At 68.9% G+C, this 25,654-nt stretch carries 29 protein-coding genes; 3 read left to right on the top strand and 26 right to left on the bottom strand.

Annotation, left to right across the window (positions count from 1 at the left end):
- The first annotated feature begins 89 nt into the window (after positions 1–89).
- The gene (locus tag HSX14_RS28140; protein ID WP_173171182.1) at positions 90–1,508 is read left to right on the top strand and encodes an FAD-dependent oxidoreductase; all 1,419 of its coding nucleotides are present in this window, start codon (positions 90–92) and stop codon (positions 1,506–1,508) included.
- Positions 1,509–1,685: 177 nt separating this feature from the next.
- Positions 1,686–2,753 (top strand): uroporphyrinogen decarboxylase, encoded by a 1,068-nt coding sequence (gene hemE, locus HSX14_RS28135; protein ID WP_173171184.1) that lies wholly within the window; start codon positions 1,686–1,688, stop codon positions 2,751–2,753.
- A gap of 48 nt (positions 2,754–2,801) precedes the next feature.
- Here hemE and HSX14_RS28130 read toward each other — a convergent pair whose 3' ends face one another.
- From HSX14_RS28130 to HSX14_RS28020, 23 genes are all read right to left on the bottom strand, one after another.
- The gene (locus HSX14_RS28130; RefSeq protein WP_228723507.1) at positions 2,802–3,305 is read right to left on the bottom strand and encodes a hypothetical protein; all 504 of its coding nucleotides are present in this window, start codon (positions 3,303–3,305) and stop codon (positions 2,802–2,804) included.
- Between the two features lie 140 nt (positions 3,306–3,445).
- The gene (locus HSX14_RS28125; protein WP_308196933.1) at positions 3,446–3,673 is read right to left on the bottom strand and encodes a hypothetical protein; all 228 of its coding nucleotides are present in this window, start codon (positions 3,671–3,673) and stop codon (positions 3,446–3,448) included.
- Positions 3,674–3,800: 127 nt separating this feature from the next.
- Positions 3,801–4,247 carry an excinuclease gene (locus HSX14_RS28120; protein WP_173171186.1) on the bottom strand — a complete coding sequence of 149 codons (447 nt, stop codon included), beginning with the start codon at positions 4,245–4,247 and terminating at the stop codon, positions 3,801–3,803.
- A 43-nt stretch (positions 4,248–4,290) separates the two neighbouring features.
- Positions 4,291–5,517: a beta-ketoacyl-ACP synthase gene (locus HSX14_RS28115; protein ID WP_173171188.1), complete on the bottom strand. Its 1,227-nt coding sequence runs from the start codon at positions 5,515–5,517 to the stop codon at positions 4,291–4,293.
- Positions 5,517–6,245, bottom strand: coding sequence for a 3-oxoacyl-ACP reductase FabG (fabG, locus tag HSX14_RS28110; RefSeq protein WP_173171193.1), 729 nt, complete (start codon positions 6,243–6,245; stop codon positions 5,517–5,519). The genes HSX14_RS28115 and fabG overlap by 1 nt, the downstream gene beginning before the upstream one ends.
- Complete coding sequence (locus HSX14_RS28105; RefSeq protein WP_173171195.1) at positions 6,242–6,691, bottom strand: hotdog family protein; 450 nt, start codon at positions 6,689–6,691, stop codon at positions 6,242–6,244. Before HSX14_RS28105 ends, fabG begins: the two co-directional genes overlap by 4 nt.
- Positions 6,688–7,875 (bottom strand): beta-ketoacyl-ACP synthase, encoded by a 1,188-nt coding sequence (locus tag HSX14_RS28100; protein WP_173171197.1) that lies wholly within the window; start codon positions 7,873–7,875, stop codon positions 6,688–6,690. The genes HSX14_RS28105 and HSX14_RS28100 overlap by 4 nt, the downstream gene beginning before the upstream one ends.
- Positions 7,872–8,363 carry a DUF3261 domain-containing protein gene (locus HSX14_RS28095; protein WP_173171199.1) on the bottom strand — a complete coding sequence of 164 codons (492 nt, stop codon included), beginning with the start codon at positions 8,361–8,363 and terminating at the stop codon, positions 7,872–7,874. The genes HSX14_RS28100 and HSX14_RS28095 overlap by 4 nt, the downstream gene beginning before the upstream one ends.
- On the bottom strand, positions 8,360–9,088 hold the full coding sequence (locus tag HSX14_RS28090) for a class I SAM-dependent methyltransferase (protein ID WP_173171201.1): 729 nt from the start codon (positions 9,086–9,088) through the stop codon (positions 8,360–8,362). Before HSX14_RS28090 ends, HSX14_RS28095 begins: the two co-directional genes overlap by 4 nt.
- Positions 9,089–9,099: 11 nt before the next feature.
- Complete coding sequence (locus HSX14_RS28085) at positions 9,100–10,341, bottom strand: NAD(P)/FAD-dependent oxidoreductase (RefSeq protein WP_173171203.1); 1,242 nt, start codon at positions 10,339–10,341, stop codon at positions 9,100–9,102.
- Positions 10,328–11,485, bottom strand: a complete 1,158-nt coding sequence (locus HSX14_RS28080) for a cation:proton antiporter (protein WP_173171205.1) — start codon at positions 11,483–11,485, stop codon at positions 10,328–10,330. The genes HSX14_RS28085 and HSX14_RS28080 overlap by 14 nt, the downstream gene beginning before the upstream one ends.
- Positions 11,482–13,812: an MMPL family transporter gene (locus HSX14_RS28075; protein WP_173171207.1), complete on the bottom strand. Its 2,331-nt coding sequence runs from the start codon at positions 13,810–13,812 to the stop codon at positions 11,482–11,484. The genes HSX14_RS28080 and HSX14_RS28075 overlap by 4 nt, the downstream gene beginning before the upstream one ends.
- The gene (locus HSX14_RS28070; RefSeq protein WP_173171209.1) at positions 13,802–14,401 is read right to left on the bottom strand and encodes an outer membrane lipoprotein carrier protein LolA; all 600 of its coding nucleotides are present in this window, start codon (positions 14,399–14,401) and stop codon (positions 13,802–13,804) included. The genes HSX14_RS28075 and HSX14_RS28070 overlap by 11 nt, the downstream gene beginning before the upstream one ends.
- Complete coding sequence (locus tag HSX14_RS28065) at positions 14,398–14,823, bottom strand: acyl-CoA thioesterase (RefSeq protein ID WP_173171211.1); 426 nt, start codon at positions 14,821–14,823, stop codon at positions 14,398–14,400. The genes HSX14_RS28070 and HSX14_RS28065 overlap by 4 nt, the downstream gene beginning before the upstream one ends.
- Positions 14,816–16,357: an HAL/PAL/TAL family ammonia-lyase gene (locus HSX14_RS28060; RefSeq protein WP_173171213.1), complete on the bottom strand. Its 1,542-nt coding sequence runs from the start codon at positions 16,355–16,357 to the stop codon at positions 14,816–14,818. The genes HSX14_RS28065 and HSX14_RS28060 overlap by 8 nt, the downstream gene beginning before the upstream one ends.
- Positions 16,338–17,270 carry a lysophospholipid acyltransferase family protein gene (locus HSX14_RS28055; RefSeq protein ID WP_173171215.1) on the bottom strand — a complete coding sequence of 311 codons (933 nt, stop codon included), beginning with the start codon at positions 17,268–17,270 and terminating at the stop codon, positions 16,338–16,340. The genes HSX14_RS28060 and HSX14_RS28055 overlap by 20 nt, the downstream gene beginning before the upstream one ends.
- Positions 17,267–18,001, bottom strand: a complete 735-nt coding sequence (locus HSX14_RS28050) for a glycosyltransferase family 2 protein (protein WP_173171217.1) — start codon at positions 17,999–18,001, stop codon at positions 17,267–17,269. The genes HSX14_RS28055 and HSX14_RS28050 overlap by 4 nt, the downstream gene beginning before the upstream one ends.
- Positions 18,002–18,375: 374 nt before the next feature.
- Entirely contained in the window at positions 18,376–20,037 is a 1,662-nt protein-coding gene (locus HSX14_RS28045; protein ID WP_173171219.1) for an acyl-CoA synthetase family protein, read from the bottom strand.
- Entirely contained in the window at positions 20,034–20,579 is a 546-nt protein-coding gene (locus HSX14_RS28040) for a COG4648 family protein (protein WP_173171221.1), read from the bottom strand. The genes HSX14_RS28045 and HSX14_RS28040 overlap by 4 nt, the downstream gene beginning before the upstream one ends.
- The gene (locus HSX14_RS28035; protein WP_021219836.1) at positions 20,576–20,830 is read right to left on the bottom strand and encodes an acyl carrier protein; all 255 of its coding nucleotides are present in this window, start codon (positions 20,828–20,830) and stop codon (positions 20,576–20,578) included. Before HSX14_RS28035 ends, HSX14_RS28040 begins: the two co-directional genes overlap by 4 nt.
- A 13-nt stretch (positions 20,831–20,843) precedes the next feature.
- Positions 20,844–21,104: a phosphopantetheine-binding protein gene (locus tag HSX14_RS28030; RefSeq protein ID WP_021219835.1), complete on the bottom strand. Its 261-nt coding sequence runs from the start codon at positions 21,102–21,104 to the stop codon at positions 20,844–20,846.
- Entirely contained in the window at positions 21,085–21,897 is an 813-nt protein-coding gene (locus tag HSX14_RS28025) for a lysophospholipid acyltransferase family protein (RefSeq protein WP_173171223.1), read from the bottom strand. The genes HSX14_RS28030 and HSX14_RS28025 overlap by 20 nt, the downstream gene beginning before the upstream one ends.
- Positions 21,870–22,592: a beta-ketoacyl synthase chain length factor gene (locus HSX14_RS28020; RefSeq protein WP_173171226.1), complete on the bottom strand. Its 723-nt coding sequence runs from the start codon at positions 22,590–22,592 to the stop codon at positions 21,870–21,872. Before HSX14_RS28020 ends, HSX14_RS28025 begins: the two co-directional genes overlap by 28 nt.
- Positions 22,593–22,846: 254 nt before the next feature.
- Here HSX14_RS28020 and HSX14_RS28015 point away from each other — a divergent pair, with 254 nt between their 5' ends.
- Complete coding sequence (locus tag HSX14_RS28015; protein WP_173171228.1) at positions 22,847–23,614, top strand: ParA family protein; 768 nt, start codon at positions 22,847–22,849, stop codon at positions 23,612–23,614.
- A gap of 81 nt (positions 23,615–23,695) precedes the next feature.
- On the opposite strand, the gene HSX14_RS28010 is transcribed toward HSX14_RS28015, so the two are convergent.
- The 3 genes from HSX14_RS28010 to trxC form a co-directional block, all read right to left on the bottom strand.
- The gene (locus HSX14_RS28010) at positions 23,696–24,514 is read right to left on the bottom strand and encodes a universal stress protein (RefSeq protein ID WP_173171230.1); all 819 of its coding nucleotides are present in this window, start codon (positions 24,512–24,514) and stop codon (positions 23,696–23,698) included.
- 80 nt (positions 24,515–24,594) lie between these two features.
- Positions 24,595–25,038, bottom strand: a complete 444-nt coding sequence (locus tag HSX14_RS28005) for a YiiD C-terminal domain-containing protein (RefSeq protein ID WP_173171232.1) — start codon at positions 25,036–25,038, stop codon at positions 24,595–24,597.
- Between the two features lie 155 nt (positions 25,039–25,193).
- A complete protein-coding gene (trxC, locus tag HSX14_RS28000; protein WP_173171234.1) occupies positions 25,194–25,628 on the bottom strand; it encodes a thioredoxin TrxC in 435 nt (144 codons plus the stop codon).
- Between the last annotated feature and the right edge of the window lie 26 nt (positions 25,629–25,654).

Raw genomic sequence — 25,654 nt, 5'->3', positions numbered from 1 at the left:
CCCGGCAGGCCCATCGGCCTGCCGGGTACCGTGATGAGTCTTGCAGCTTGCAGCTTGTAGCTTGCCGCTGCTGTTAAGAGGTTTTTCAAATGACTGAACGTCTGAACAACGACTTCCAGTTCATCGAGGTCGGGCGCAAGGATCCGAAGAAGAAGCTGCTGCGCCAGCGCAAGCGCGAGTTCGTCGAGATCCACGACCTGTTCAAGCCGCAGCAGGCGGCTGACCAGGCGCACCGCTGCCTCGGTTGCGGCAACCCCTATTGCGAGTGGAAGTGCCCGGTGCACAACTTCATTCCGAACTGGCTGAAGCTGGTCTCGGAAGGCAACATCCTGGCCGCCGCCGAACTGTCCCACCAGACCAACACCCTGCCGGAAGTCTGCGGCCGCGTGTGCCCGCAGGACCGCCTCTGCGAAGGTGCCTGCACCCTCAACGACGGTTTCGGCGCGGTCACCATCGGCTCGGTGGAGAAGTACATCACCGACACCGCCTTCGCCATGGGCTGGCGTCCGGACATGTCCAAGGTCAAGCCCACCGGCAAGCGCGTCGCCGTCATCGGCGCCGGCCCGGCCGGCCTCGGCTGCGCCGACATCCTGGTGCGCAACGGCGTGACCCCGGTGGTGTTCGACAAGAACCCCGAGATCGGTGGCCTGCTGACCTTCGGCATCCCCGAGTTCAAGCTGGAAAAGACCGTGATGAGCCGCCGCCGCGAGGTCTTCACCGGCATGGGCGTCGAGTTCCGCCTGAACACCGAGATCGGCAAGGACGTCACCATGCAGCAACTGCTGGATGAGTACGACGCCGTGTTCATGGGCATGGGCACCTACACCTACATGAAGGGCGGCTTCCCGGGCGAAGACCTGCCGGGCGTGCACGACGCGCTCGACTTCCTCATCGCCAACGTCAATCGCAACCTCGGCTTCGAGAAGGCACCGGAAGACTTCATCGACATGAAGGGCAAGCGCGTCGTCGTCCTCGGCGGCGGCGACACCGCGATGGACTGCAACCGCACCTCCATCCGCCAGGGCGCCAAGTCCGTGACCTGCGCCTACCGCCGCGACGAAGAGAACATGCCCGGCTCGCGCAAAGAGGTGAAGAACGCCAAGGAAGAGGGCGTGAAGTTCCTCTTCAACCGCCAGCCCATCGCCATCGTCGGTGAAGACAAGGTGGAAGGCGTCAAGGTGGTCGAGACCCGTCTCGGCGAACCGGACGCCCGTGGCCGCCGCAGCCCCGAGCCGATCCCGGGCTCCGAGGAGATCATCCCGGCCGAAGCCGTGCTGATCGCCTTCGGCTTCCGCCCGAGCCCGGCCCCCTGGTTCGAGCAGTTCGGCATCAGCATCGACAGCCAGGGCCGCGTCGTCGCACCCGAGCAGAACGCGTTCAAGCACCAGACCAGCAACCCGAAGATCTTCGCCGGTGGCGACATGGTCCGCGGTTCCGACCTGGTGGTGACGGCGATCTTCGAAGGCCGCAACGCTGCCGAAGGCATCCTCGATTATCTGGGGGTCTGAGGGGCAAGCTGCAAGCTGCAAGTGGAGCTCACTTCAGCTTGTGCTTGAAGCTTGAAGCTTGAAGCTTGTAGCTCTTGACCGCGACATTCTGTCGCTAAAGACAAAAGGCACGGCCCCCGCCGTGCCTTTTGCGTTGGGCTTTGCGAAAATGCCCGCACTTTTTCGTTGGACACTGCCATGACCGTCTTGAAGAACGACCGTTTCCTCCGCGCCCTGCTCAAGCAGCCCGTCGATGTCACCCCCGTCTGGATGATGCGCCAGGCCGGTCGTTACCTGCCGGAATACCGGGCCACCCGCGCCAAGGCCGGTGACTTCGTCAGCCTGATGAAGAACCCCGAGCTGGCCTGCGAGGTCACCATCCAGCCGCTGGACCGCTACCCGCAGCTGGACGCCGCGATCCTCTTCTCCGACATCCTCACCATCCCCGACGCCATGGGCCAGGGCCTGTACTTCGAGACCGGCGAAGGTCCGCGCTTCAAGAAGGTGGTGAGCAGCCTGGCCGACGTCGAGGCCCTGCCGATCCCCGATCCCGAGCAGGACCTGGGCTACGTGATGGACGCCGTGCGCAACATCCGTCGCGAACTGAACGGCCGCGTGCCGCTGATCGGCTTCACCGGCAGCCCCTGGACGCTCGCCACCTACATGGTCGAAGGCGGCTCCAGCCGCGACTTCCGCAAGTCCAAGGCGATGCTCTACAACGATCCCCAGGCCATGCACGCCCTGCTCGACAAGCTGGCGAAATCCATCATCGCCTACCTCAACGGGCAGATCCGCGCCGGCGCCCAGGCCGTGCAGATCTTCGACTCCTGGGGCGGCAGCCTCTCGGCGGCGGCCTACCAGGAGTTTTCCCTGGCCTACATGAAGCAGATCATCGACGGCCTGATCCGCGAGCATGACGGGCGTCGCGTGCCGGTGATCCTCTTCACCAAGGGCGGCGGCCTGTGGCTCGAATCCATGGCCGATAGCGGCGCCGAAGCGCTGGGCCTGGACTGGACCTGCGACATCGGCAGCGCCCGCGCCCGCGTCGGCGCCAAGGTCGCCCTGCAGGGCAACATGGACCCGGCCGTGCTCTATGCCAACCCCGCCGCCATCCGCGCCGAAGTGGGGCGCATCCTCGCTGCCTACGGCCAGGGCAGCGGCCAGGTGTTCAACCTCGGCCATGGCGTCACCCCGGAAGTCGACCCGGCCAACGCCGGCGCCTTCTTCGAGGCCGTCCACGAGCTGTCGGCGCAGTACCACCGCTGAGTGGCACCCGCCCATGAAAAAGGCCGCTGATGCGGCCTTCTTCATTTCTCAGTTCACCTTGATCAGTTCCGCCCTGCGGTCCTCGGGGATCTGGTCGATGGTGAGCAGCGTCAGGTCCTTGCCGCCCGCCTGGCCGACCAGTTGGTTGCCCAGGTCCGCCGCCGTGTTCTCCGGCAGCTTGTACATCGCGCCGGTCAGCGGGTCGACGATCAGCATGCCGATCAGGCCACCGAACAGCAGATTGCCCCAGTACCAGCCGTTGAGGCTCGAGTTCAGCTTGATCTCCTGGTCGGCGAAGCCTTCCTTCTTGAAGGCGATGGTGTAGTTCGCCTTCTTGAAGTAGCCGCGGCCCGACTTCAGCGTCACCGTTCCCGGCGTGGTGCCGCTGTGGATGATGGTCCCCGTGCTGTCCTTGATCTCGAAGTTCGCCCCCACCGGCGTGCTGCTGACCGAAACCGGATAGGCGCTGTCACTGACGATGCTGGCGCACCCGGAAAGCAGCGTGGTGGAGAGGGCGAACGAGAGAAACAGGTTCCTTTGGAAGTTGCGCAAGATCAGCTCCTTGTCGTCTTGGCGTGTGCCCGGGCCCTGATGGCTTTTCGCGTTGCGCGTGGGCAGCGGCACTATACGAAGGTGGCAAATTGATGTCATCTGCACCCTTCTTCGACAAGGAGCGTCTATCCCCGCTGTGCTCAGGAAAGGCGCATATCGCTTATCCCCAGCAGCTCGGCCTGCTGGATGATCTCCTGCGCAGAGGCGTCCGCCGCGGGCATCACCAGGCTGTTCTCGGCGTCGGCGAAATGCAGCACCAGGAGGTGCATGGCGGTCTCGCCCGGGTCGGGGCGGTGCTCCAGTTCCAGCACGTGGCGGCGCGGTTCGTCGTGGAAGCGATAGTGGATCGTGTACGGCTGCAGGGGCATGGGCGGTCTCCTCGGAGGGTGGGCGGTCTCGATTGAGTTGACTTGGCGGTCAGCTATTTCGTTCAGGGCATTTCCCGCGCCCATGAAAAAGGCCGCTCGCGCGGCCTTCCCCAACAGCTGCAACGCCTTACTTGACGTTGGCGATGGCGCCCTTGAGGGCGACGCCGGCGACGAAGGCGCCCGCGTGGCACTCGTACTTGCTGGCGTCCTTGTATTCCTTGCGCTTGTAGTTGCTGGCGATGTCCACCACCGCGTTGGCGCCGGCCGACTTGGCCGCGTCCTGCAGGCGGATCAGGGCGGACTGCAGCACCCAGCGGCAGGCTTCCTCGTCGCTCTTGTTGAAGGCGTTGGTCTTCTGGTTGGTGGTGATGTTGGGGTTGATCACCGTCACCTTGCCGGCGGGGGTGTTGCCGGCCAGGTAGAACTTCACGCTGCCATCCAGGCGTCCTGCCTGCACGGCCTCGGTGACCACCGAATTGAAGTCGAGGTAATGCACGGTATCGCGGGCCTGGCTGATGCCGGGCAGAACAGCGGCGGACAGTACAGCAACAGCGGTCCAGGTCTTGAGGCTCATGGTCGTCTCCTTGACGGTCTTGTTGGGTATGGGGGCTTGGAAGTCAGCGCCAGCGACGGAAGATCAACGAGGTGTTGACCCCACCGAAGGCGAAGTTGTTGTTCATCACGTATTCGTTGCTCATCTGCCGGGGCTCGCCACGCAGGTAGTCGAGCTCGCCGCAGGCCGGGTCCACGGCATCGAGGTTGAGGGTGTGGATGTACTGGTCGCTGTTCATCATCTCGATGCTGAACCAGGACTCCAGCGCGCCGCAGGCGCCCAGGGTGTGGCCGAGAAAGCTCTTCTGCGAGCTGATGGGCATGCGCGCGCCGAACAGGCTGCTGGTGGCGAGCGTCTCCGCCACGTCGCCCTGCTCGGTGGCGGTGCCGTGGCCGTTGACGTAGCCGATGGCCTCCGGTGCCAGGCCGGCGTCGGCCAGGGCCAGCTCCATCGCCCCGCGCATGGTCGCCTGCTCCGGCTTGGTGGTGTGCTGGCCATCGGCGTTGCAGCCGAAGCCGACGATCTCGGCGTGGATCTTCGCGCCCCGGGCCAGGGCATGCTCCAGCTCCTCCAGCACCAGGATGCCGGCGCCTTCGCCGATCACCAGGCCGTCGCGGCCGCTGTCGTAGGGACGCGGCGAGGTGTGCGGGGCGTCGTTCTTCAGGCTGGTGGCGTAGAGCGCATCGAACACCATCGCCTCGGTGGGGCAGAGCTCCTCGGCGCCGCCGGCGAGCATCATCGGCAGGCGGCCGAACTTGATCGCCTCATAGGCGTAGCCGATGCCCTGGCTGCCGCTGGTGCAGGCGCTGGAGGTGGGGATCAGGCGGCCCTTGAGGCCGAAGAAGATGCTGATATTGGCCGCTGCCGTGTGCGGCATCATGCGCACGTAGGAGTTGGCGTTGAGGCCGTCCGCCACCGAGTTCAGCAGCATGTTGCCGAAGGCCTTGATCTCGTCGGTGCTGCCGGTGGACGAGCCACAGGCCACGCCCATGCGCCCGTCCTTGATCATCGCCTCACCCGCCAGCCCCGCGTCGGCCAGCGCCCGCTCCGCCGCGTAGACCGCCAGCTTGGAGACGCGACCCATGCTGCGCATCTGCTTGCGCGTCCAGTGCGAGGGCGTGGCGAAATCATCGATGGGGCCGGCCAGGCGGGTGTTCAGCTCGGTGAAGCGGTCCCACTCGTCCATGCGGCGGATGCCGCTGCGGTTGCCCAGGAAGTTGGCCGAGATGCCGGCCCAGTCGTTGCCCAGGGAGGTGACGCCGGCCATGCCGGTAATGACGACGCGTTTCATCAGCACAACCCACCATTCACAGCGAGGACCTGGCGGGTGATGTACCCCGCCTCCTCGGACATCAGGAAATTCACGGCGCCGGCCACTTCTTCCGGCGTGCCCATGCGCTGCGCCGGGACCATCTTGAGGATCTCCTCCACCGGCACCTGCTCGTCGAGTATCTCGGTATCGATCAGCCCCGGGGCCACGCAGTTGACCGTGATGCGGCGCTTGCCCAGCTCGATGGCCAGGGCCTTGGCCGCACCGATCACGCCGGCCTTGGACGCGCTGTAGTTGACCTGGCCACGGTTGCCGATCAGGCCCGAGACCGAGGTGATGCAGACGATGCGTCCCGGCTTGCGGCGGCGGATCATCGGCATGCACAGCGGGTGCAGCACGTTGTAGAAACCGTCCAGGTTGGTGCGCAGCACGCTGTCCCAGTCGTCCTCGCTGAGGGCCGGGAAGGCGCCGTCGCGGGTCAGGCCGGCGTTGCACACCACGCCGTAGTAGGCGCCATGGGCTTCCACGTCGGCCTCCAGCTGCTCGCGGCAGGCGGCGCGGTCGGAGACATCGAACTGCAGCACCCGGGCGCTGCGGCCCAGGGTTTGGATCTCGGCCTTCACCGCGTCGGCTTCGTCGCGGCGCGAGCGGCAATGCAGCACCAGGTCGAAGCCGGCGCGCGCCAGGCGCAGGGCGATGGCGCGGCCGATGCCACGGCTGGAGCCGGTGACCAGGATGGTCTCGCTCATGGTTGGGGTTCCTCCAGGTAACTGGCCACCTGCGGCGGACGGAAGACGTTGAGGCGGGCGAAGGCCGTGAGGCCCGGCCCTTCCAGGCGGCATTCGAACACGCCCATGCCGTTGTCGTCCTGCAGCGTGCGGGTGGCGCTGATGTGCAGCTCGGCGCCGGCCGGGAAGCGGTCGACGTCGCATTGATAGTTGCGGGTGCCGAGCAGGAAGCCCAGCTCCACGGGAAGCCCCGCCTGGCGCGCCTGGCAGCCGGCGTAGGCGGCGATGCTCTGGGCCATCAGCTCCACGCCGACCCAGGCCGGCAGGCTGCCGTCGTCCTGGCTGAACAGCCCGGGGCGCACGGTGGCGAGGGTTTCCACGTCCTCGTCGCCGAAGCGCAGGACGCGGTCGATGAGGATCATGTCCCCGGCATGGGGGACCAGCTCGGCAATCGGCCAGTCGTTCATGGCGCATCTCCGATGATCAGGCTGATGTTGCTGCCGCCGAAGGCGAACGAATTGCTCATCAGGCGGCGGCCCGAGGATGGCTCCAGGGCGCGGCCACGGTGCGCCGGCTCCAACGCGGGCAGCTCGGGGTCGGCCTCGCCGTCCCACAGGTGCGGCGGCAGCAGGCGGTCGCGGTTGTGCCCGCTCAGCGCCAGCCAGCAGAAGGCGGCCTCCAGCGCACCGGCGGCGCCCAGGGTATGGCCGGTCAGCGGCTTGGTGGACGACACCGGCAGCCCGGCGGGGAACAGCGCGGCGGTGGCATGGCTCTCCATGGCGTCGTTGTGCACCGTGGCGGTGCCATGCAGGTTCAGGTAGTGGATGCCTTCGGCGTTGGTCCCGGCGTCGGCCAGGGCCAGGCGCATGGCGCGCTGGGCCCCGACGCCTGCGGGCTCCGGGGCCGAGATGTGGTGCGCGTCGGAGCAGGCGCCGGCACCCAGCAGGGCGATGGGTCCCGGCTCGCGGTCGAGCAGGAACAGCGCCGCGCCTTCGCCGATGTTGATGCCGTTGCGGTTGCGCGACAGCGGGTTGCAGGGCTCGGCGGAGACCGCTTCCAGCGCGCTGAACCCATTGAGGGTGAGGCCGCAGAGCGAATCCACGCCGCCGCAGATCACCGCGTCGCACACGCCGAGTGCCAGAAGCCGGCGTGCGCTGAGCAGGGCGCGGGCGCTGGAGGTGCAGGCGGTGGAGATGCAATAGGCCGGGCCGCGCGTGCCCAGCCAGGCGGCGAGGAAGGCGGCCGGGGCGGCCAGCTCCTGCTGCGGGTAGCGGTAGTCATCCGGCAGGGTGCCGGTGCGCAGGTGTTCGCCAATGCCTTCGCTGGCTTCCTGGATGCCCGAGGTGCTGGTACCGAGGACGATGCCCACGCGGTCCAGGCCATGGCGCTCGATGGCGGCACGCAACTGCGGCTCGATCTCCAGCGCGGCGGCCAGCAGCAACTGGTTGTTGCGGCTCTGGCAGGCCTCCAGGCCGGCGGGCATGGCCGGCAGCTCGCCGGGCACCGCCCCGATGCTCAGTTCGCGTCCCGCGACCCAGCCGGCCTGGCGGCGCATGCCCGATGCGTCGCCGGCGAACAGCGCGTCGGCCACCGCCTGCTTGCCCTGGCCCAGGGCGCAGACCAGGCCCAGGGCATTGAGATTGGCGATCATCGGGGTTCCTCGTCGAGAGCGGTGATTCGGTAGTGCGGGCCGTCGCGGCGCTGCAGGTCGAAGTCCAGCGGCGCGCGGTAGGCGATGCTCCAGCGTCCGGCCAGCTCGCGCCGGCCATCGGTGGCGATGCGTTGCTCGATACCGGCGTAGGCCGGCTGCAATGCCTCGGCCGGGGCCAGGGCATAGAGCAGCGCGGCGAAGAGTTCGCGGGCCTCGTCGTTGGGCGGCAGCAGGCCGTCGTTGCGCCAGGAGCCGTCCTCCAGCACCTGGCGCGACAGGGGCACCCCCAGCGGGTCGAACAGCGACCAGCGCAACGCCGGCCCCTCGGCCTGCACCACCAGCAGCCAGTCGCGGGTCTCGCCCTGCGCCTGGCGCTGCACCTGCAGGGATTGCGGCAGGTCCAGCCGTGGCGGTCGTTCGGGCACCGGCGTACGCGCCGCACAGGCGGCGAGCAGCAGGCACAGGCCGGCGAGCAGCAGGCGCTTCATCGACCGTCATTCTCCAGCGGCTTGCGCGCCACGGCGTTGACCAGGGTCTCGTTGCGCTGGCCGGGCGGCGGCGGGTTGCGCAGCCCCCAGCGCTCCAGCAGGCCGAAGTCGGCGGAGCGGCTCCACCACAGGTAGGGGTAGGACACATTGCGCGCTTCGAAGACGAAGCCCTGGCCGCGCAGCATCTCCAGGTACTGCTCGGCGGTGCGCTGCACGTGCATCGGATGGCGGAACAGCCAGCGGATCACCCAGGTGTCGATGTAGTAGCGCGTGGATTCGGCGAACAGCAGGTAGCCGCCCGGCTTCAGCACCCGCCAGAACTCGGCCAGGGCGCGCTCCTGCTCCACCAGGTGGTGGAAGGTCTGGTGGCAGAAGAGGAGGTCGACGCTGGCGTCCGGCAGGGCGATCGCGGCGCAGTCGCTGCTCACCAGCTGCACCTCCAGGCCCAGGCGCTCGGCCTCGGCGCGGGAGCAGTCGAGGCTGTGCGGGTCGGCGTCCAGGCCGATCATCCGCGCCGGGGCGAAGGCGTCCGCCAGCAGGCGGAAGGACTTGCCCTGGCCGCAGCCGGCGTCCAGCAGCACCGGCGCCTCCGGCAACGGCTCGCTGAACAGGCCCCTGAGGTCGTTGATCGCCACGCGCAGCACGTGGTGCTGCCAGGTGTGGCTCTGCAGGAACCAGAAGCCGAAGCGGGTCTCCTCGACGTAGGTGGCGGCGGCGCGTTCCATGGTCGGCTCCCTCATTCCGTGGCGCAGAATTCGCTGATCATGCGCAGGCGGCGCTTGGGCTCGGCGACGAAGGGGTTGCGCGTGTCCCAGGCGTAGCCGGCGAGGATCGAGCAGATCATCCCGCGGATTTCCGGCGACCCGCCCTCATGGAAGATCACGTCCTGGAAGCTGCCCTCGTACCAGCCCTCGACGTAGGCACGGAAGGTGTCCACGCCCTTCTTCAGCGGCGTGGCGAACTCGCTCTCCCAGTCCACCTGTTCGCCGTTCAGCTGCCGGTCGAGCACCGCCGCGGCCATGCTCGCCGAGCGCATGGCGATGGTCACGCCGGAGGAGAACACCGGGTCGAGGAACTCGGCCGCGTTGCCCAGCAGGGCGAAGCCCGGGCCGTGCAAGGCCTTCACGTTGGCCGAGTAGCCGCCCAGGGCGCGGGCCGGGGTGTCCCACACGGCATTGGCCAGCAGGCGGCGCAGGTTCGGCGTCTCGGCGATGAAGCCCTTGAGGCAGGCATCCAGGTCCTCGGGGCGGCCCGCATAGCGGCCGGCTTCGCCCACCACGCCCAGGGAGCAGCGGCCGTTGCTGAAGGGGATCAGCCAGAACCAGATGTCACGGTGCTCGGGGTGGATGCTGATGAGGATCTTCTCGCGGTCGAAGCCGGCATCGTCGATGCGGTCCTCGATATGGGTGAACACCGCCTGGCGCACCGGGAAGCTGGACGGCGCCTCCAGGTCCAGCAGGCGCGGCAGCACCCGGCCGTAGCCGCTGCCGTCGAGGACGAAGGCGGTCTCCACCTGGTACTGGCTGCCGTCCAGGCGCTGCACGGTCAGGCGCGGGCAGTCGCTGGAGAAGTCGGCGGCGATGATCTCCTCCTCGTAGCGGATCTCCACGCCCTGCAGCTCGGCCTGGTCGGCCAGCAGCTTGTCGAAGTCGGCCCGCTGTACCTGGAAGGTGGTGCCTTTGCCGGGGGTGAACTTGTCGCGGAAATCGAAGGCGGTGTAGCGCCCGCCCCAGGCGAAGGCCGCGCCGTGCTTGATCTGGAAGCCGGCGGCCATGACCGCTTCGAGCATCCCCGCTTCCTCGATGAAGTCCAGGCAATGGGACAGCAGGCTCTCGCCGATGGAGAAGCGCGGGAAGCGCTGGCGCTCGAGGATCAGCACATCGTGGCCCTTGCGCTTGAGCAGGGCGGCGGCGATGGCGCCGGAGGGGCCGGCACCGATGACCACGACCTGGCGCTGCTGGATTTCAATGGGCTTCATGGGGACTCCTTTCCGGGGCGGGGGTGGCGACCACGTGCGCTCTGCGCGTCAGGGCCGGCAACAGGGTGGCGATCAGTCCCATCAGCATCAGCGCGAAGTACAGCTGCGCGCTGATGATGTGCTGCTGGAACAGAAGGTTGAGGAAGACGATCTCGGTCAGGCCGCGGGTGTTGAGCAGCACGGTCTCGCGCCACTTCACCGGGCTGGCCGCCAGGCGGCCCTCGGCCCAGGACAGGCCCAGCCAGTTGCCCGCCAGCTTGCTGACGATGGGCAACACCAGCAGGGCGCCGAACTGCAGCCAGGAATAGTTCTGCCAGGCCGTGTGCCAGTCGATCTGCAGCAGGCCGAAGGCGAGGATCAGCGGCACCGCCAGCCACACCTGCACGCCGTGGAAGACGCGCACCGGCAACGGCAGGCGGAACGGCACGCGCAGCAGGGCCATCACCAGCAGGTAGGCGATGCCGAACACCAGGGCGTTGAGCTTGAGCTGCTGCAGCGTCAGCAGCAGCGCGAAGAAGGCCAGGCTGTAGGCCAGCGGCGCCCGCACCCGCGCCAGGTGCAGCGCCAGGGGCAGCAGGGCGGCCAGCAGCGGCCAGAGCAGGGCGCCGGGCGCGGCGCTGCCCTGGGCCAGGCCGAAGATGCTCCAGCACATCAGGTCCATCAGGATCGCCGCCTGCAGCAGTCGGCGGATGGACGCCTCGGCGTAGCCCAGGTGGCGCAGGTAGAGGAACAGCACCGGGATCGCCGTCAGGGCGAACAGCAGGCCCACGGCGATGGCCGAGAGCAGGCCGTCGGCGGGCAGCAGCCAGAGGGCACAGCCCAGGCCGCAGAAGAACGGCAGGAAGAAGCTCGGCAGGGCGATCTTCACGCTGGCCGCTTCCAGGCGCAGGTCGATCACATCGCTGAGGATGTGCCCCAGCAGCAGGGTGAAGGCCACGCCGTACAGCGGCTTGAGCCAGGGCGCGGCCAGCACCTGGGCGTTGTCCAGGCCCACCGGCGCGGCCAGCCAGAGCATCACCAGCGGCAGGCCGAAGCTGGCCAGCAACAGCTGGCTGACGATGGGGATCAGGCCGAGCCTGCGACCCAGCCAGGTGGCCAGGGCGAACAGGGCCAGCAGGCCGATCCAGAACACGACGACGCTCATGCCGGCACTTCCTTGCCCTGCTGTGGCGCGGCCTGCGCCCAGGGGGCGAGCAGGAAGCAGAAGAACAGCCCGAGGCTGATGGTCAGGCCGAAGTTGGCGATGGCCGGGGTCTGGCTCAGCAGCAGCAGGCCGAAGGACAGCCAGCTGGTCAGGCCCGACAGCAGCGTGCCCAGCAGGCTCACCGCCGCGCCGCCGATCGCCTCGCGCATGAGGATCGCGTAGTCCACGCCTATGGCGGTGACCAGCAGCAGGCCGAACAGGCTGAACAGGGTCAGCGGCTGGCCCAGCCAGCCGAGGCTCGCCAGGGCGGCCAGCGCCGCCAGCAGCGGCAGCGCCACGATGCGCAGCGAACCGCCGAAGCCGAAGGGGATGCACAGCAGGAGGAGGATGGCCAGGCAGGACGCCAGCTTGAGTTCTGCAGCGCTGAGCTGGGTGGCGGCGAACAGGCGGTTCAGCTCGCCGATGCGGTCGACCAGCTGCACGCCTTCCAGGTCCTCGGCGGCGTCGGCCATCAGCATGGGCGAGGCCAGGCCCTGCAGGCTGACGATGCCTGCCGCGCGGCCCTGGGTGTCGACGCCCAGCCAGAGCGGGCGCCAGGCCTCGCCCAGGGTGCCGGCCAGGGCCGTGTCGAGGTCCTGCTCGGGCTGCGCGCGCAGCTGGGCGATCTCGTTCTCCAGCGCTTGGGCGGGGATGCCGAGCGCCAGCAATGGCTGCCAGTGTTGCGGCAGGCGCGCCAGGGCTTCACGCAGGGCCTGGCGCTCGGTGCCGGGCGGCACCAGCTGGCTGAGGGCGCGGTAGCCCTGCAGGTTGCCGTCGGCCACGGCGCGGTCGAGGCGCTCGGCCAGCTCGGCCTGGCGCTGGAGCATCTGGTCCTGGCTGTCGCCGCGCACCAGGAAGAACTGGCTGGTGGGCTGCAGGCCGGTGAGGCGGGCGATCTCGCGGGCCTCGTCGAGCAGGCGCGGCTCGGCACCGAGCCACTGGCGCAGGTCGTTCTGCGGCTGCACCTGCCACAGGCCGGCGGCGCTGAAGGCCAGCAGGGCGAGCAGCCAGGGCAGGCTGCCGGTGCGTGCCAGCAGGCGCTCGCGGCGCTCCAGCAGGCGCTCGGCCAGGCGCAGCGGTGCGCGAGGCGGTGCCAGGCGCAGGCTGCCCAGCAGCGCCGGCAGCAGGCACACCGAGCAGAGGTAGGCGGTGACCAGGCCGGCGGCGGAGAACACCGCGATCTGGGTCAGTGCCGGGAAGGGGGTGAAGGCCAGGGCCAGGTAGCCGATCAGGTTGGTGCCCAGGCTCAGGCTGAGGCCCGGCAGGGTCTCGCGCACCGCCTGCCAGGCGCGCCAGGGCTGGCCGGTCCAGCTCTTGCTCAGGTAGTGCAGCGGGTAGTCGGCGGCGACACCGGTGAGGCTGGCGCCGAGCACCAGGGTCAGTGCATTGATCTCGCCGAACACGAGCACGCAGGCGGTGCAGCCCGCGCCCAGGGCCAGGCCCACCGGCAACAGGCTGAGCAGGGTGCGCGGGCGGCGGAACACCAGCAGCATCAGCAGCAGGGTGCCGAGGCTGGCGCCACCGCCGATCAGGCTGATCTCGCGGGCGGCCTTGGCCTGCCCGGCGGCGGCGTGGAGCAGGCCGCTGGCGGCGAGCAGGCGACCGCCATCGACTTCGATGTGCTGGCGGGCGCGGGCGACTTCGCCTGCGAGCCAGGGCGGTGCCTGCATGTCGAAGGCGCCTTCCCGGGTGCGGGCACGCAGCAGCACCCAGGTGGTATCGCCGTCCTGCACCTGCAGGGCGCCGCTGGCCAGGTCGGCCTGCACCCGGCTGGCGGGCACCAGTGCCTTCTGCGCGAGGCCGGCGAGGCCCAGCCAGTCGTTTTCGGTCGGCACCAGGGCGACGGCGGAGAAGGGGTCGAACAGGCGTTCCGCGCGTTGGGCGATGAAGCGCCCGGGTTCCTGCTCCAGCAGCGCCCGATCGGCCCGGGGCAGCAGCGCCAGGCGGTTGTCCAGCAGTTGCTGGCGCAGGGCCGGCAGGTCGGCCTGCAGGCTCCACTGCACGCGCTCGAAGCGCGGCTCCTGCTGCCAGCGTTCGGCGATACGCTGGGCCAGAGTCCGGGCGCGTGCGGCGTCGGTGTGCCCTACCAGCAGCAGGACCTCGCGGTTCAGCGGCTCCTGCATGCGTTGCTCGGCACGTCGCACCCAGGCATCACCGGCGCCCTGGGGCAGCAGGGCGAGCATGTCGGCGGCCACCGGCGGGCCGTTGCGCCATTGCCAGGCGGCCAGCGCCAGCAGGGCGACGAGGCCCAGCAGGAACAGGCGCGGCAGCAGGCGTTCAGGGCGCAAGGTCGCGCGCCTCCGTGGCCGCGAGGGCATCGCCGGCTTCGCTCGCCGGCAGGCGCAGCAGGGTGCTGTCGCCCTGGGTCTCGAGCAGCTCGATGCGCTCCACCAGGGCGCCGCCCTCGATCCGGATGGCACTGAAGATCTGCTTGAGCAGCAGGGAGTTCGGCGTCAGCTGCAGCTGCCAGTGCGCGGCATCGCCGCTGAGCTGCAGCTGGAAGTCGCGGGCCAGGCCCTGGTGATCGCCCTTGAGCACGGCGAGGAACAGGCGGCTCTGCTGGGCGGCGACGTCCTGGCCGGGCTGGGCCTGCCACTGGCCGTCGACGCGACGGGCGATGCCGGCGGCGCCGATGCGGTAGTCCTGCTTCAGCGGCCTTTCCAGCAGCCAGAGCAGCCCCTGCTCGCGGGAGAGCACGAAGCGCCCCTCGCTGGTCAGCGGCCTGGGCAGGGCGCGCAGGTGTTTCTCCTGCACGAAGGGGCCGCGCACCACGGCGGGCTTGCCCAGTTGCGCGGCGAGCTGGTCGAGGTCGAAGGCCTGGGCGAGCGAACTCGCCAGCAGGGCCGGCACCAGCAGCAGGGCGCGCAGGCGGATCATGGCAGCGCCCGCTCCACGGCTTCGACGAACACTTTCGGCGAGGCCAGCAGCATCTCGCGGGTGGCGATCTCCACCGCCACCTGCACGCTGCTGCCCCGGGTCAGGCGTTCGCCGGTGGCGGCGTCGGTGATCAGGTAGTTGATCTTCAGGCGGTTCTCCCACTCCACCAGGTCGGCGCGCACGACGATCTTCTGGCCGAAGCGGGCGCCACGGATGTAGCGCAGCTGCAGGTCGATGATGGGCCAGGCGTAGCCGGCGTCACGCATCTGCGAGTAGTTGTGGTCGAGCTTGTCGAGCAGGGCGCAACGGGCCACTTCCAGGTACTTGACGTAGTGGCCGTGCCAGACCACTTCCATCATGTCGACGTCGAAGAAGGGCACGAGGATCTCGACCTCGGCCTGGATCACCCCGGCGCTACGCATAGAGCCTCCAGTGGCGGGCGCGGATGCGTTCCAGGCACAGGCGCAGCTCGCCTTCCAGGGCGCGGTCCTCGATCACCGGCGGGAAGTCCCCGGCCAGTTGCCGGTGCATGGCGGTGAGCGGCTCGGGCAGTGCGCGCGGGTTCTCGCGCTGGCGCAGCCAGACGCCCTGGTTGGCGGCCAGCAGGGTGGCGGCGGCCACCTGCTCGGTCAGCTCCAGGCTGCGCAGGGCGTCGCGGGCGGCGATGGTGCCCATGCTCACCTTGTCCTGGTTGTGGCACTCGGTGGAGCGTGAGAAGACGCTGGCCGGCATCGTGTTCTTCAGTGCCTCGGCGGTCCAGGCGCTGGCGCCGATCTGCACGGCCTTGAAGCCGTGGTTGATCATCGCCGTGGCCTGGGGCGCGCCGGAGAGGTTGCTCGGCAGGCCGTGGTTGTAGCGCACGTCCACCAGCAGGGCGAGCTGGCGGTCGAGCAGGTCGGCGACGTTGCCCACCAGGTTCTTCAGGCTGTCCATGGCGAAGGCGATGTGGCCGCCGTAGAAGTGCCCGCCGTGCAGGACGCGCTCGGCCTCGGCGTCGATCAGCGGGTTGTCGTTGGCACTGTTCAGCTCGGTTTCGATGAACTGCCTCAACAGGCCCAGGCTGTCGGCCAGCACGCCCAGCACATGGGGCGCGCAGCGCAGCGAGTAGCGGTCCTGCAGGCGGTGCAGCGGCGCGGTCGGCGCGTCGATGGCCAGGTCCTGGCGCAGCCAGGCGGCCACCTGCATCTGCCCCGGGTGCGGCTTGGCGGCGAACAGGCGCTCGTCGAAATGCTCGGGGTTGCCCTCCAGCGCCACCACGTTGAGCGCGGTGATGCGGGTGGCCAGTTGCAGCAGGTAGTCGGCGCGGGCGTAGGCCAGGCAGGCCAGGGCGGTCATCACGGCGGTGCCGTTCATCAGCGCCAGGGCTTCCTTGGGGCGCAGCACCAGGGGCTGCCAGCCCAGCTCGGCGTGCACCTCGGCGGCGCTGCGGCGCTGGCCCTGGTAGAGCACCTCGCGCTGGCCGGAGAGGGTGGCGGCCACGTAGGACAGCGGGGTGAGGTCGCCGCTGGCGCCCACCGAGCCTTCCTCCGGGATCACCGGCAGCACGTCGTGCTCGAGGAACGCCCGCAGGCGCTCCAGCAGCTCCACGCGTACGCCGGAAACGCCGTGGCACAGCGACTGCAGGCGCGCCGCCAGCACCGCGCGGGTGGCGGCCTCGTCCAGCACCTTGCCCAGGCCGCAGCCGTGGAAGGTGAACAGGTGGCGCGGCAGGGCCTCGACCTGCTCCAGCGGCACGGCCACCACGCAGGAGTCGCCGTAGCCGGTGGTGACGCCGTAGATCACGCCTTCCTTGTCCAGCAGGGTGTCGAGGAAGCGCGCGCCCTTGGCGATGCGCTCGCGCCAGGCGGCGTCGCCCTGCAGCAGGGCGGAGGCGCGGCGCTGGGAGAGGGCCACGACCTGCTCGATGGACAGCGGCAGCTCGCCGAAGACCACGGGTTCAGGCTGATGTGTCGTCATGTTCGTTCCAGAACGGGTAGAAGTTGAACCATTGCTCGGGGGCCTTCAGGCACAGCTCGCCGAGGCGCTGGGCATAGCGTTGGACCCAGCCTTCGATCACCGCGTCACGCTCGCTGCGGCGCCATTGCACGCGCTCGGCGAAGGGTTCGAGGAAGACCTTGTAGCGGCCGTCGATCTTCAGGCAGGTCATCAGGTTGAGCGGGCACTTGAGCAGCCCGGCCAGCAGCCAGGGGCCCTGGGGAAAGGCGGCGGGGTGGCCGAGGAAATCGACCTGGGTGGTGCGCCCGCCGTGCAGCGGCACGCGGTCGCCGGCGATAGCCAGCCACTCGCCGCGCTCCAGGCGTTCGCTCAATTGCAGCATGATCGCCGGGTCCAGCTCGCTGACCTGGATCAGCCGCAGGTGGCTCGCGCCGGCCTCGCCCAGCAGGCGATTGAAGCGTTCGGCGTGGCGGGTGTGCACCAGCACGTTCATCTGCACCTTCTCGCCCAGCTCGGCCAGGGCGCGGCACACCTCCAGGTTGCCCAGGTGCGCGCCGACCAGCAGTTGGCCGCGCCCGCCGCGCAACTGCTGGCGCAGGCCGGTCGGGTCCACCAGTTCGATGCGCTCCAGGGGCAGCTTGCCGCGCCAGATGTCGAGCTTGTCCAGCAGGGCGTCGGCGAAAGCCATGAACTGGGCGAACACCGAGCCGAGGGTGGGCGCCAGCTCCGGGCGGCCGCTCCAGGCGGCGAGGTTGGCCTGGTAGCGCCGGGCACTGCGCCGGGCCTTGGTGCCGAAGAGGAAGAAGTAGAAGACGATGACGTAGAGCAGCGGGCTGAGCACGCGCCGGCCCAGGTGGCGCACCGCCAGGGCGGTGAACTTCATCAGCAGGAAGCTGCCGCGCTCGTCCTGGCGTGCCCAGTGTCCTTCGCTCATGGCCGGCACCTGCGCCAGAGGATCAGTGGGGCGCGCAGGAGCATGCCGAAGAACAGCTTGGCGTGCATCTTGGAGATCAGCGCGTTGTCGTGGAACAGGCGGAAGTGCGAGAGCCCGTCCAGCGGGTAGTGCACCTTGGTCGGCAGCCAGTGCATGGGCTGGTTGCGCCAGGCCAGGCGCACGAGGACTTCCGGGTCGAAATCCATGCGCTTGCCGAGGCGGGTGGAATCGATCAGGGCGATGGTTGGCGCCAGGGGGTAGACGCGGAAGCCGCACATGCCGTCGCGGATCGACAGCGACAGGCTGTTGATCCACACCCACACGTGGGTCAGGTAGCGGGCGTAGAGGCGGCTTTTCGGCACGCTCTCGTCGTACTGCGGGTAGCCGCAGATCAGCTCGCCCGGGCGGTTTTCGGCGGCGGCGAGGAAGCGCTGTACGTCTTCGAGGTCGTGCTGGCCGTCGGCGTCCACCTGCAGGGCGTGGGAGAAGCCCAGCCGGCCGGCTTCGCGCAGGCCGGCCATGACGGCGCCGCCCTTGCCCTGGTTCACCGCCAGGCGCACCAGGTGGACGTCGGGCTGGGTGGCCAGCTGGTCCATCACCTGGGCGCAGGCGGGGCTGGAGGCGTCGTCCACCAGCACGCAGGGCAGGCCGTGCTGGCGCAGGGCGTCGACCACCAGGGGCAGGGCGTGCTCGTGGTTGTAGACGGGGATGACGGCGCAGGGCTTAAACATTGCGCGCTTCCCCTTGAAGTACGTGGGCGTCTGGCTGATTGCCGTGCCTGGCGGAAAGCGCCTGTTTCGCCTTGCCGGGCGAGTTCCTTTTGGCAGTCGCCCCAAAAGGAACCAAAAAGGCTTGCCCCTGCATCCGGCCCCGGCGTTGCCGGGGTGCCCTCACTCCGGCGTCGCTCCGGAGGTCGGCGCGACAGGCCATCCATGGCCTGACACGCCTCTCGCGGCATCCATGCCGCACGTCCTCCTGCGTAACGCCTGCATTCGGCCTGCTGAAGGGGCGTTTGCCCCGCCCACCTTCTGAGCGGGGCACGAGCAGGTGTTCGTCGATCCAGAGCGGCAGGTTCATATCCACGGTTGAGAGGGCAGCGCTGGCCTTACGCATGGTCGGCCACCAGCAGGATGCGCCCGGAGGAGCAGGCGGCTTCGCCGTTGCGGTAGGCGAAGTAGAGCTTGCCCTTGTCGGTGTCGAAGCGCAGGGACAGTTGCAGGCGGTCGCCGGGGCGGACCAGTTGCTGGAACTTGAGGACCTCCATGCCGGCGAAGCGCGGGGGCAGGGTCATGACCTGGCGGGCGAGGTGCTGGGCCCAGTCGATCTGCACCACGCCGGGCAGGACCGGTGTGCGTGGGAAGTGGCCGGAGAAGTGCGCCAGGTCCAGCGGCACTTCCAGCTCCAGCTGCCATTCACCGTCGATTTCGCGGCTGGCCAGTGGCTCCACCGTCTTCGGACGGGGGGCCTTGACCAGGTTCTCCACCAGCGCCTGGGGCAGCTTGCCCTGGCTGCTCCAGGGCAACTGGCGCAGCAGGCGCCAGCGGCGCGGCAGGGCGATGGTTTCGCAGTGGCCGGCCAGGTGGCGGCGCAGGGTCTCGGTGACGGTGCGCCGACCCTGGTTGCGCAGGGCATGGATGCCCTCGGTGCTCAGGGCCACCAGCGCGCCGAGGAAGGCGCGGCCTTCCTGCACCACGCCCAGGCGGGCCTCGGTCACCCAGGGGTGTTCGCCCAGGGCCTGTTCCAGCATGGGCAGGGAGATGCGTTTTTCTTCCAGCTTGACGATGCGGTCGAGCCGGCCGAGCAGTTCGAAGCGGCCGTCGGCGTCGATGCGCACGGCATCGGCGGTCTGTTCGCGGTGGCCGGCGGGCAGGTAGGGCGAGGCGAGGTTCAGCGCGCCTTCCTCGTCCCGGCCCAGCTCGACGCCGGCGAAGGGCTGCCACAGGGCGCCGCCCTGGCGCCAGGCGATGCCGCCGGTTTCGGAGCTGCCGTAGATTTCCGTGGGCCACTGGCCGAGGCGTTGCTGCAACTCGGCGGCGGCTTCGGCGGGCAGGGCGCCGCCGGAGGAGAACACCCGGCGCACGCCGCGCAGGGCGGGCCAGTCGAGGTTGTCGCCCATGCGCTTGAGCAGGGCGGGGCTGGCGATCCAGGCGAAGTCGCCGGCTTCCAGGCTGGCCTGCTGGATGTCCTCGGCGAAGGGCTGCGCCCGGCGCACGAAGGGGCGGCCGGCGCACAGCGGCCAGAGCACGCGGAACAGCAGGCCGTAGATGTGCTGGGCGGAGACGCTGGCGACCAGGGTCGCACCGGCGAGGTCGGCGCCCCAGAGGGTTTCCAGGGCTTGGACTTCATTGGCCAGCTGGCGCAGGGTCTTGTCGATCAGCTTGGCCTCGCCGCTGGAGCCGGAGGTGCACAGCACCAGGCGGCAGGCGTCCAGGTCAAGGGCGGCGGGGGCCAGCGGCTCGCCATCGAGGCCGTCGAGGCTATCGAGCCAGAGGTCGCAGCGTTCGGCCAGGCGCTTGCGGGTCTGCGCCTGGGCGTCGGCCGGCAACAGCACGTCGATGCCGGCACGCCAGGCGGCCAGCAGGGCGGCGGCCAGCTCGGCGCCGTCTTCGAGGTAGAGCGCGACGCGCCGCGCGCCACGGGTCCGGAGGGCGCCGGCCAGGCGCAGGGCCTGTTCGGCGAGGGCGGCCTGGTCCAGTGCCGGGGCCAGGGTGACCGGGCGTCGCGGGTCGGCCTGCAGCAGCAGGTCTTGCAGGGCGATCCAGCTCACGCGAACCTCCGTACACGCTGGCGCACCAGCCATTCACCGGCGAACAGCAGGCCCATCAGCAGGTAGGCGATGAAGCCGGTGTAGAGCGTCCACCAGCTCAGCGGTGCCCACAGGGTGAGGCCGGCGGCGACCAGGCCGTTAGCGAGGAAGAACCCGGCCCAGACGGCCGTGACGCGACGGGTGTAGCGCACCGCCACCTCGGGTAGCTCGGGCTCGCGCAGGCGTGCCATGCGTTCCACCAGCGGGGTGCCGTGGAACAGGCTGGCGCCGAACAGGCCGAGCAGCACGGCGCTCATCAGCACCGGGTACCAGCGCAGCAGGTCGGCCTGGTTGACCAGCCCCAGCAGCATGCAGAAACCCAGGGCGGCGACGGCCGTCCAGCGGTTGCCGGGGCGTTGCGCGGCGCTCAGGCTGCGGGCCAGCCAGAGGCTGCCCAGCAGCAGGGCGAACAGGCGCGGCGACAGGTGCTCCATGCCGTAGTACACGGCGAAGGGGTAGCCCAGCCCGGCCAGCACCAGCAGCAGCCCGATCAGGCGGCTCATGCGGGCTCGTTCACCAGGCGGTGCACGGCCTCGACCACGTCGCTGACGGTGCGCACGGCCTTGAAGTCCTCGGCGGCGATCTTGCGGCCGGTGTGGCGCTTGATGTGGTCGATCAGGTCGACGGCGTCGATGCTGTCGATCTCCAGGTCCTCGTAGAGGTTGGATTCCAGGCTGATCTGCGCCGGGTCCAGCTCGAAGAGTTCGACCAGGGCGTCGCGCAGGGTGGTGAAGATCTCGTCACGGGTTTGCATCGCGGTCTTTTCCTCAGGCGGCTTTCTGTGCCGAGACGAAGGCCGCGAGGCTGGCCACGTTGGCAAAGTGTTTGCGGGTGTCCTTGGCATCGGCGTCGATCTTGATGCCGAAGCGCTTCTGGATGGCCAGGCCCAGTTCCAGGGCGTCCACCGAGTCCAGGCCCAGGCCTTCGCCGAACAGGGTCTGTTCGGCGTCGATGTCGTCGGGGCCGATGTCTTCGAGGCCCAGGGCCTCGATGATCAGGTTCTTGATCTCAAGTTGCAGAGCGCTCATCCAGGCCGAGCTCCTTCATGAAATATTGATGCAGATGGTCGTTGAGGCGGCGTGAAGCGATGGGTGCCGACCCCTGTGAGGCGAAGCTCTGCGGGTCGATGTCTTGGCCGACGCGCAGGTGGAAGTGGAAGCGCCGCGACGGAATGCTGTACCAGGGCTCGGCCTTGGTCAGGGTGGTCGGGGTCACGCTGATGGTCACCGGGGTGAGGATGCGGGCGCCGCGCAGGGCGATGGCGGCCGCGCCACGGTGGAATTGCGGGGCCTGCCCCGGCGTGGTGCGGGTGCCTTCGGGGAAGACGATCAGGGTCTGGCCTTCCTGCAGGGCGGCGGCGGCCTCGTCGAGCATGTCCATGCTGCCGCTGTTGCTGATGTATTGGGCGGCGCGGATCGGGCCGCGCATGCAGGGGTTGTCCCACAGGCTCTGCTTGACCACGCAGTTGGTGTCGCGGATCAGGGCGATCAGCACCACCACGTCGATCAGCGAGGGGTGGTTGGCGATGATCATCTGCCCGGGGCGGCCCAGGCGTTCGGCGCCTTCCACCTCGTAGGTGAGCACGCCGCTGCGGTACATGAACTGGACGAACAGCCAGAACAGCCGGCTGGTGGTGGCGCGGGCACGGCGGCGGTGGTCGGTGGCGTCGCCCGGCAGCAGCGAGAGCAGCGGGAACACGACGATGCGCAGCAGCACGCCGCCGACCCCGAACAGGGTGAAGGACAGCGCGGTGGCGATCAGGCGCCACCAGTAGGGGGCGTTGGGGCGGGCGTTCAGGGCCGGTTGCGTTGCCAGGTCCATTTACGGCTCTTCCATTGATGCTGACGGTGGGGCAGATCGTTGAGCAGTGCTTGCAGCAGGCCCAGTGCGTGGGGCCAGGGTTCCGGCGCCTGTTCCGGCGCTTCGGGGGACAGCCTCAGCTGCCACTGGTCGCCGGGCGCGAGCCTGAGGGCGACGGCGTAGGGGAAGGGCACGTCCTCCACCCAGGGGCGGTAGATCTCCGGCGGGCTTTCCTCGGTGATCACCAGCAGCACGGCCGGGGCGCCCTCGGCGAGCATGCCGGCGGCTTCCAGGACCGCGTGCTCCAGCCCATCGCCTTCGGCGGCCAGGGCGGTCATCTCGCTGGTGTCGCCGCGCAGGATCGACCACTGGCCGATGATCGCGTTGTGCACCGAGAGGCTGAACTGGGTGGGTGACAGCGGCTCGCCGCGCGCCAGGTCCTGCAGCAGGGCCAGGGTGCGCGGCGTCTCGCCGTGGCGCGAGGCGAACACCATGGGCAGTTGCTCGCCCTCGGCGGCCAGGGGCCAGGCGACGCTCATCGCCATGCGTGCGAGGCGCGACAGGCGGCGCCGCTGCATGGCGGGGAGGAAGGAGACATCGGGCTGTGTTTCGCTGTCGGCGGGCGCGAACGGCTGCCTGCACCAGGCGCGCCAGTCGTCCTCGCTTTCCAGGCCCGGGGCCCAGGCACGCCATTGTTCGATGCTGAAGTGAGTCACGCTAAGAGCTCTTTTCGGCCCCTGTCGGGCGTCCTTGTCGACTGGCAATCCCTGAACGACAAAGGCCTTGTCGATGACGCCATAGCAAAGTGCCGCATTATCCCCGAGCGTCGGGTTACTTCGCAAACTTCAGACACAATCTTCAGATGTAAGGCACATAAATATCCGCCGGTAAGAAAGCCCCGGCAGTGCTCGCCCTTGTCACGGGCTTTGCATAGAATCCGGGACTATCCAAGGGATCCGGGAGGTGTGCGATGCGGCGAGTGGTGTTCAATCAGAAGGGCGGCGTGGGCAAGTCGAGCATCGCCTGCAACCTGGCGGCGGTCAGTGCCTCGGAGGGCTATCGCACGCTGCTGATCGACCTCGACACACAGGCCAACTCCACCCACTACCTGACCGGACTCACCGGCGACGACATTCCCATGGGAATCGCCGATTTCTTCAAGCAGACCCTCTCTTCCGGCCCCTTCGGCAAGAAGGGCAAGGTCGATATCTACGAGACCCCCTTCGACAACCTGCATGTGATCACCGCCACGGCGGAGCTGGCCGACCTGCAGCCCAAGCTCGAGGCCAAGCACAAGATCAACAAGCTGGCGAAACTGCTGGACGAGCTGGCCGAGGATTACGACCGTATCTACCTGGATACGCCGCCGGCCTTGAATTTCTATACGGTTTCGGCGCTGATCGCGGCGGATCGCGTGTTGATCCCCTTCGATTGCGACAGCTTCTCGCGCAATGCCCTCTACGGCCTGCTTGCCGAGATCGAGGAGTTGAAGGAAGACCACAACGACGGCCTGGAGGTGGAAGGCATCGTGGTCAACCAGTTCCAGCCCCGCGCCAGCCTGCCCCAGCAGTTGCTGGACGAGCTGGTCGCCGAGGGCCTGCCGGTGCTGCCGGTGAACCTGATGAGCTCGGTGAAGATGCGCGAATCCCACCAGGCCTGCACCCCGCTGATCCACCTGGACCGCAGCCACAAGCTGACCCAGCAATTCATCGAGCTGCACAATCTTCTAGAAGCTTGAAGCTTGAAGCTTGAAGCTTGAAGCTTGAAGCTTGAAGCTTGAAGCTTGAAGCTTCCGGCTTCCGGCTTGCCGCTTAGCCTCCTACTTCACCACCAACACATCACAGGGCGGGCGCTGCAGGTAATGCAGCGCCAGGCTGCCCAGCAGCGCCTGGGAGATCATGCTGCGACCGTGGCTGCCGAGGGTGACGAACTGCGGCTGGGTCGCGGCGATGGCCTCGTCCAGGGCGCGTGGCAGGGTTCCGTGGGTGACCTCCAGGCTGATCCTCGGGGCGGCCTTCATGTTGCCCAGTTCATCCTTCAGCAGTTGCTCCAGCAGCTCGCGCTGGGTCTTGAGGTATTCGCCGGCGCTGCCCGCCTTGGCCAGCAGGCGGCCGGTCACCTCCATCACGTTCACGGCCTGCAGGTGGCCTTCGGCGCTCAGCAGGCTGCAGGCGCTGCGCAGGGCGTCGCAGGCGCAGAGGGAGAAGTCCAGCGCGGTGAGGCCCTTGCGGTAGGGGGCGGGTTTTTCGCCCACCGCCAGCAGCAAGGGGATGTCGATGTGCCGGGCGACGCGCTCCAGCGTGGTGCCGATGAACAGCTCCGGTGCGTTGTGGTGGTGGTTGCCGATCACCAGCAGGTCGGCCCTGCTTTCTTCCACCTCTTCGAGAATCTGCAGCGCCGGGCGGCCCTTGCGCAGCAGCACCTGGGTGGGCGGCGCGCCGAGTTGTTCCAGGCGCTGCTGGAACAGGCGCTGGGCGCCTTCGCGCAGGTTTTCCTGGAGCGCATTGGGCAGGTGGTCTTCGAGCACGTGCAGCAGGGTCAGGCGGGCGTCGTACTGGCGCGCGAGGTCCACGGCGCGTTGCAGGGCGAGGTCGGCCTCGCGGCTCAGGTCATGGGCGATGAGGATATGGCTGAACATGGATGGCACCTCCGGGTGAGGTGCCACTGTGGGGCAATTCGCCGCGCGGCAACTTGATCCAGGGCAATCCGCCCCCCGGCTCAGTGGGCGCGCAGCTGGTAAAGCCCGCGGCTCTGCGCCACCACCTCGCCGGTGGCGTCCACCAGGTCCAGCTCCAGCAGGTAGTCGGCCTTGCCGTTGGCACTCGCCTCGGCCTGGATGCGCTCGATCTCCTCGGCGCCGATGCGCGCCTCGACGCTGATGTCGCCCTTGGCCGGGCGGCGGAAGCGCAGGCTCATGTCCTTGATGATGGGGTAGAAGCGGCGGGTGTCGAAGCTGGTGATGAACAGCGCGCCGCCGGGAATCTCCGCCAGGGTGAACAGGGCGCCGGCGTACATGGTGCCGATGTGGTTCTCGTTGCCGGCCAGGGGCACCAGCAGCTTCACGTGGCCCGGTTCCAGGGTCACGGCCTTGAGGCCCATGCGGCGGACGAAGGCGATCTTGTCCTCGGTGAAGTGGCGGGCCATCTCTTCGCTGAATTGCATGACGATCTCCGGCAGGTCCAATGCCAGGAGCCTAGCCGGATGCGTGCCGCCGGCAATGACCGGGACGGCCAGTGCGGGTGACCGAAACGATCAGCGCGCACGCCGCCGCGAACGCATGCCCGTCACCAGCGGGTAGGCCGGGCATGCGCCTCGGTTCAGATGCCCTGGCTCTTCAGCCAGCCCAGCAGTTGCGGCAGGGGCAGGGCGCCGCTCTGGCGGGCGATTTCGACGCCGCCCTTGAACAGGATGAGCGTGGGTATGGAGCGGATGTTGAGCTGCCCGGCCAGCTGGCGGTTGGCTTCGCTGTCCAGCTTGCCCAGGCGGCAGCGGCCCTGGAGCTGGGTGGCCGCTTGCTGATAGGTGGGGGCGAAGGCCTTGCAGGGGCCGCACCAGTCGGCCCAGACGTCCACCAGCAGCGGCAGGTCGCCGCGCAGCTGCTTGGCGAAGCTGGCTTCGCTGAGGTCGAAGGGGCTGGCCGGCAGCACGGCGGCCTTGCAGTGGCCGCAGCGGGGCGAGTCGCCCAGGCGCTCGGCGGGGATGCGGTTGAGCCCGGCGCAGTGGGCGCAGGGAATCATCAGGGGATCGGTCATGGTCGGCTCCGGAGCAGATTCCCCTG

It is taken from the genome of Pseudomonas tohonis (assembly GCF_012767755.2).
GTDB lineage: Bacteria > Pseudomonadota > Gammaproteobacteria > Pseudomonadales > Pseudomonadaceae > Metapseudomonas > Metapseudomonas tohonis.
The sequence above is the reverse complement of the archived record's forward strand: the minus strand, read 5'-3'. Positions and strand labels throughout refer to the sequence as shown.

Coding starts and splice junctions, on each gene's coding strand:
- HSX14_RS28100 (WP_173171197.1), bottom strand. CDS start 7,875: ATGATCGCCAATCTCAATGCCCTGGGCCTGGTCTGCGCCCTGGGCCAG.
- HSX14_RS28005 (WP_173171232.1), bottom strand. CDS start 25,038: ATGCAATTCAGCGAAGAGATGGCCCGCCACTTCACCGAGGACAAGATC.
- HSX14_RS28040 (WP_173171221.1), bottom strand. CDS start 20,579: ATGAGCCGCCTGATCGGGCTGCTGCTGGTGCTGGCCGGGCTGGGCTAC.
- HSX14_RS28070 (WP_173171209.1), bottom strand. CDS start 14,401: ATGATCCGCCTGCGCGCCCTGCTGCTGGTGCCGGCCCTGCTGGCGAGT.
- HSX14_RS28105 (WP_173171195.1), bottom strand. CDS start 6,691: ATGAACGACTGGCCGATTGCCGAGCTGGTCCCCCATGCCGGGGACATG.
- fabG (WP_173171193.1), bottom strand. CDS start 6,245: ATGAGCGAGACCATCCTGGTCACCGGCTCCAGCCGTGGCATCGGCCGC.
- HSX14_RS28035 (WP_021219836.1), bottom strand. CDS start 20,830: ATGCAAACCCGTGACGAGATCTTCACCACCCTGCGCGACGCCCTGGTC.
- HSX14_RS28095 (WP_173171199.1), bottom strand. CDS start 8,363: ATGAAGCGCCTGCTGCTCGCCGGCCTGTGCCTGCTGCTCGCCGCCTGT.
- HSX14_RS28140 (WP_173171182.1), top strand. CDS start 90: ATGACTGAACGTCTGAACAACGACTTCCAGTTCATCGAGGTCGGGCGC.
- HSX14_RS28085 (WP_173171203.1), bottom strand. CDS start 10,341: ATGAAGCCCATTGAAATCCAGCAGCGCCAGGTCGTGGTCATCGGTGCC.
- HSX14_RS28120 (WP_173171186.1), bottom strand. CDS start 4,247: ATGAGCCTCAAGACCTGGACCGCTGTTGCTGTACTGTCCGCCGCTGTT.
- HSX14_RS28010 (WP_173171230.1), bottom strand. CDS start 24,514: ATGTTCAGCCATATCCTCATCGCCCATGACCTGAGCCGCGAGGCCGAC.
- HSX14_RS28115 (WP_173171188.1), bottom strand. CDS start 5,517: ATGAAACGCGTCGTCATTACCGGCATGGCCGGCGTCACCTCCCTGGGC.
- hemE (WP_173171184.1), top strand. CDS start 1,686: ATGACCGTCTTGAAGAACGACCGTTTCCTCCGCGCCCTGCTCAAGCAG.
- HSX14_RS28080 (WP_173171205.1), bottom strand. CDS start 11,485: ATGAGCGTCGTCGTGTTCTGGATCGGCCTGCTGGCCCTGTTCGCCCTG.
- HSX14_RS28025 (WP_173171223.1), bottom strand. CDS start 21,897: ATGGACCTGGCAACGCAACCGGCCCTGAACGCCCGCCCCAACGCCCCC.
- HSX14_RS28030 (WP_021219835.1), bottom strand. CDS start 21,104: ATGAGCGCTCTGCAACTTGAGATCAAGAACCTGATCATCGAGGCCCTG.
- HSX14_RS28125 (WP_308196933.1), bottom strand. CDS start 3,673: ATGCCCCTGCAGCCGTACACGATCCACTATCGCTTCCACGACGAACCG.
- HSX14_RS28055 (WP_173171215.1), bottom strand. CDS start 17,270: ATGAGCGAAGGACACTGGGCACGCCAGGACGAGCGCGGCAGCTTCCTG.
- HSX14_RS28065 (WP_173171211.1), bottom strand. CDS start 14,823: ATGCGTAGCGCCGGGGTGATCCAGGCCGAGGTCGAGATCCTCGTGCCC.
- HSX14_RS28090 (WP_173171201.1), bottom strand. CDS start 9,088: ATGGAACGCGCCGCCGCCACCTACGTCGAGGAGACCCGCTTCGGCTTC.
- HSX14_RS28015 (WP_173171228.1), top strand. CDS start 22,847: ATGCGGCGAGTGGTGTTCAATCAGAAGGGCGGCGTGGGCAAGTCGAGC.
- HSX14_RS28060 (WP_173171213.1), bottom strand. CDS start 16,357: ATGACGACACATCAGCCTGAACCCGTGGTCTTCGGCGAGCTGCCGCTG.
- trxC (WP_173171234.1), bottom strand. CDS start 25,628: ATGACCGATCCCCTGATGATTCCCTGCGCCCACTGCGCCGGGCTCAAC.
- HSX14_RS28050 (WP_173171217.1), bottom strand. CDS start 18,001: ATGTTTAAGCCCTGCGCCGTCATCCCCGTCTACAACCACGAGCACGCC.